6 protein-coding genes are annotated in these 4,165 nt (G+C 66.3%); 1 reads left to right on the forward strand and 5 read right to left on the reverse strand.

What is annotated here, in order from left to right; translation table 11 throughout:
* Positions 1-134: 134 nt before the first annotated feature.
* The 4 genes from GY937_00485 to GY937_00500 are packed head-to-tail and all read right to left on the reverse strand — an operon-like array spanning position 135 to position 2,850.
* A complete protein-coding gene (locus tag GY937_00485; protein MCP5055183.1) occupies positions 135-830 on the reverse strand; it encodes a CAAX prenyl protease-related protein in 696 nt (231 codons plus the stop codon).
* Positions 831-877: 47 nt separating this feature from the next.
* Positions 878-1,624 carry a DUF4124 domain-containing protein gene (locus GY937_00490; GenBank protein ID MCP5055184.1) on the reverse strand — a complete coding sequence of 249 codons (747 nt, stop codon included), beginning with the start codon at positions 1,622-1,624 and terminating at the stop codon, positions 878-880.
* Positions 1,625-1,678: 54 nt separating this feature from the next.
* Entirely contained in the window at positions 1,679-2,251 is a 573-nt protein-coding gene (locus GY937_00495) for a hypothetical protein (protein ID MCP5055185.1), read from the reverse strand.
* Positions 2,252-2,265: 14 nt separating this feature from the next.
* Positions 2,266-2,850: a hypothetical protein gene (locus tag GY937_00500; GenBank protein ID MCP5055186.1), complete on the reverse strand. Its 585-nt coding sequence runs from the start codon at positions 2,848-2,850 to the stop codon at positions 2,266-2,268.
* Positions 2,851-2,925: 75 nt separating this feature from the next.
* On the opposite strand from GY937_00500, the gene GY937_00505 reads away from it, so the two are divergent.
* Positions 2,926-3,582: a hypothetical protein gene (locus tag GY937_00505; GenBank protein ID MCP5055187.1), complete on the forward strand. Its 657-nt coding sequence runs from the start codon at positions 2,926-2,928 to the stop codon at positions 3,580-3,582.
* Between the two features lie 83 nt (positions 3,583-3,665).
* Here the strand turns inward: GY937_00505 and GY937_00510 are convergent, their stop codons facing one another.
* Positions 3,666-4,028: a hypothetical protein gene (locus GY937_00510; protein MCP5055188.1), complete on the reverse strand. Its 363-nt coding sequence runs from the start codon at positions 4,026-4,028 to the stop codon at positions 3,666-3,668.
* Positions 4,029-4,165: the final 137 nt, after the last annotated feature.

The raw sequence follows: 4,165 nt of genomic DNA on the forward strand, positions 1-4,165 counted from the left end.
GTGACAGTCTGTGCGGTAGAATCCGGCTTCATGAAGGGGCCCTTGTTGAGGGGAAACGGGTGTCGCAACACGTTTCTACCGCAACTGGGGCCTTCTTCAATTCAAGAACGAGACTTCTTCATGAATTTTCCGGGCTAGAGGAATGCCCCGAGCACATCGGGGCCCAACAGGACGGCAGCCGCAATCGCTCCGTTGGCCACCATATGGGCGAGGATGGGCGCGCCCAGGTGCCCGCGCTGGTAGAGCCAGAGGTTCAGGACGATCCCCGTCGGGAACGCCACGAGCCACTCCCATTGGGCGTGCGTGAAGGTGAACCACAACACGGTCACCCAGAACGCGCGGCGCTGGTATCGCGCCATGGGCAGGGTTCGGAAATCCTCGCCGGTGTCGTACACCTCGGCATAGCGGATCAAGAAGCTCCGGACGAAGAGCTCCTCGAGGAAGGGCGTGACCAACACGAAGCCGATCACCCGAATCGTCAAGGTGATGGCTTCGCGGCCTTCACCGAGGACGCGCGCATCGAAGCCTTCGGCCGCCGCCGGCTGCGGCAAGCTCGGGAAGACGAGGTAAGGCATGACCCAGAGCGCCGCAACCGCCAATCCGGCGGCGATGTCCGTGAAGCCTGCCGCCCCGGGTCGGAACCCGCGCAGCTCGGGATAGCGCCCACGTGATGCGAAGAAGAGCAGCAGTGCGCCGGGCACGACGACGCGCAGGATGAGGACAAAGGGCGTCGCGCTCTCGGGCATCCGGCCGCCCAGGTCCGCGATTGCCAAGAACAGGCCGTAGGGAGCGAGGTAGGGCCACCAGCCGTGATCGTTGCGCGCGGTCATCGAGCCTCAACCATCGCCGTCGCCGCGTCGGGTGCCAACCCTCGCAGCTAGCCGGCAGCGACCACGAGTAGCGGCACCAGGATCGCCATGCCGATCCCCAGCGTGATTCCTACACCGATGATGATCAGCATCGTCACGATGGCGATCCCCAACGCCCGCAGGAAGGAGTCCGTGAGCATTCCACGCAGCACCAGCGCGTTGACCAGGATACCGAGGCCGCCACTGACGGCCTGATAGGCCACGAGACCCCCCAGATCCGTCGTCTCCCCTGGGCCCGCCACCAACACCAGACCCGCGGCGACCAGGGCCCCCGCCAGCATTTGCACCAGGACGATTCCGTAGGCCTTCTTGAAACCCGGCCGCTCTTGTCCGACAACCCGGCAGCCTATCAAGAGGAAGAGCGCGGAAATCGCGACGAACACACCAAATACCACCAGGCCGAAGAAGATCAGACCGCCGATCAATGCAGCGCCCGCAGTCTCCAACCATGCCTGTGCCTGCTCCGCCAACTCGCCCGGGAGTTCCGGCGTCTCCCAGCCCTCCGAGGCTTGGCCGGCCGAAGTCCCGTCCGCTTCGCCAGGAAGGATGTCCAGACCGTCGATCGCGGTCAGCCCACTGCCACCAGGCGCGCCCTGTCGCTGGAGCTGCCCTCGAAAGGCCGGCGGTACCTCTTCCGCCCGATCCGTGTAGTGGTGCGTGCCGTTGGCATCCACCCAGCGATAGATCTCCGCGTTCGCCGCTGAAAGCGGTGCGAACGCCCACACGACGATCAATGCGATGAGGCGGATTCCCACCCCCTCTACGTCGACGCCCCGGAGCGAGCCCTTGAGGCTGGGGCCGTCGGGGGTTCAGGGCAGCAGCCAGAGGTGGAAGATGGCGGCCAGCGTGAACGCACTCGCTCCACCGAAGATCCAGACCGTGCGGAGCGGGTGACTACGCCATGCCAGCAGCACGCCACTCGTCGCGAAGAGCAGGAGCACCAGGGCGGAGGCATCCGCGAGAGCCGCCCACAGGACGAAGGCGATTCCGCCGCGGTATTTCCGTTGCCCGTGGAGTTCGCCAGCTCGTGCCGCGAGGCCGGGCACCCTCAGCTCGACCTCGGCCTGGCGCGCGCCCGCTGGGAGCGTGACGGTCACGTGCCGACCGGGCCGCCGAAATTCGACCCTCGTCCCGGCTTGATCCGTCTGCAGCCTGTCGACCCGAGCACGGGGTGCCAGGGAGCTCGCCAGATCGAGCGCGGCAGCCTCCGGATCGGCCCCGGTCGGCGCGTCGGCTCGGAATCGCTCCACGTCCCAGCCCGTCTCGTCGCTCCCTGCGGTCGGCACCTGGTAGGCGAGCACCACGCCCGTCACAGTGTAGAGCATCAGTGCCGCGCCCAGGAGTTGCGCGGACCAACGGTGAAGGTCGCGCAACCAGCGCATGACGTCCTTGGATTTCAAAACGCCAGCCATCCGGCCAGCACGCAGACCCCCAACAACCCGGCGAGCGTGAGCCAGGCCCCTGCCGGTCGTTGTCGCCAACGGGCTCCGTCGAGAAACAACCCACTCAGGATCAAGAACGGAAAGCCTGCCAGGGAGAGCTGTGTATAGGCACCCCAGGCCACTCTTAATCCCGAGCCCGGTAACGCGTGAAGCCCATGCAGCCCCGCAACGATTCCGGGCAGGCGCCGATCTCGCACCTTCACGGTGGCTTTCCCGGTATCCGGATCCCACTCGGCGTCGTACACCCGGCCCGGTCGCACGACACGAAAGCGCAAGGATCCGTCTGCTTCATTCTCGATTCGCCACGGCGGCACGCCCCCGATGAGGCCCAGTGCATCCCGAGCCCCGAGGGCGCGCAGCTCCGCCGTTGCGGCCGGCGGTACCTCGATCTGCTCCGTCCAGGTTCGGCTGCGCGCCGGCGCCAACGTCGGGTGACTCAGCAGCAGGGAACTCACGCCGTATACGAGCGCGTAAGGCGCGAGAAGCACACCCATCGTCAGGTGCCAGGGCATCCATCGGCGACGCCAGCGGGGAGACATCCCGAGAACTGTAGGGACTCATCGGGCGTCTGATAGGCTCGTGGGATCAGGAAAGCAGGGACGCGTAGATCCACCATGACCTGGACTCCCCATGCCATTCTGTGGCTACTCGTCCTCACACCGACCACAGCCTCCTTCGCCGGCCCCGGCGAGACATCGACCCTCGATGTGTTGCAGATCGTGCTCGTCGACCGGGAGCTCCTGGCCATCGACGGAGAGAGCGGCCACGAACTCGGCCTGCGCCTCGAACTGCACGAGAAGGTCATTTTGCAACGCACGCGCGGCCGAGTGGGCGTGGTCGTCACCGACCGACGAATGCTCGCCGTGGCGGTCAGTTCGGGATCCTGGCAGCGGCTCCGCTTTCGTCACGGAGAGCGGCTTCTCGAAGAGCCTCTGCTCGGCGAGCGGGTGGCCTTGTTGCTGACCAACCGGCGCGCAATCGGCTTCGACGGAGGAAGCCGGAATCTGGTCGAATCGGATCTCGGCCCCGGGGAGAAGCCACTCGCCCGAGCGGTCGGAGCGAACGTGGCCATCGTTGCGACCAAGCGACGCGCGCTTGGCCTTTCTCCTTTCCGCGGCGGCTTCTTCGAGACGTCACTCCGGCTCCAGGAAGAATTGGAGGACGCCGTGGCAACGGGCAACCTGGCCACGCTCACCACCAGCCGACGTCTGCTCACGTTCAAGGCCGGAAGCGGCAGCTGGAGCGAGCGCAACCGCGGCCTCGGCTTTTGAGAGCGCTCAGAGCATCCCGATAAGATCTTCTGGTGGGCCCTCGAGCAGGGCAGGCCGTGGGCCCGACTGAACGAGGTGCGGCATCAAAGCCGCGGTTCCAGGAAACGAGGCGCCGGATCAAGGCGTCGGCCCGCCCGGCCGACCTTCAGCAAGGCGAGATGCGCTGTCCGCAATGCAACCACGATCAGGTGTTTCCCGGTGCCGAATGCGAGCGCTGCGGGGTCATCTTCGCACGGCTCCGACCCGCCAACCCGGAACCGCCCCCGATCGCCGGGCCCGAACCGGAAGCGGAAGAAGGCCTGGATACTGCCGCCACCCGACAGATCGACGCCTCCGGCCGTCGGGCCGCAGCCATCGGATTTGGCTTGGCAGCCTTGACCCAATTCCTGCCATTCCTCCAGGTGCTGATCCAATACATGGTGGTGCTCGTTCACGAATTCGGTCACGCCCCTGCGGACCCCAATCGCAGGTCGGACGGGCCACGGGAAGGTCGGCGCTTCGCGCCGAGGCTCGACCTCCGGTCGAGCCGGGAGGGCGTTCGCCCTGGGTCAAGGACCTTTCGACCCGGAAGATCTGAATCGGA

The sequence above is a fragment of the bacterium genome (genome assembly GCA_024228115.1).
Lineage (GTDB): Bacteria > Myxococcota_A > UBA9160 > UBA9160 > UBA6930.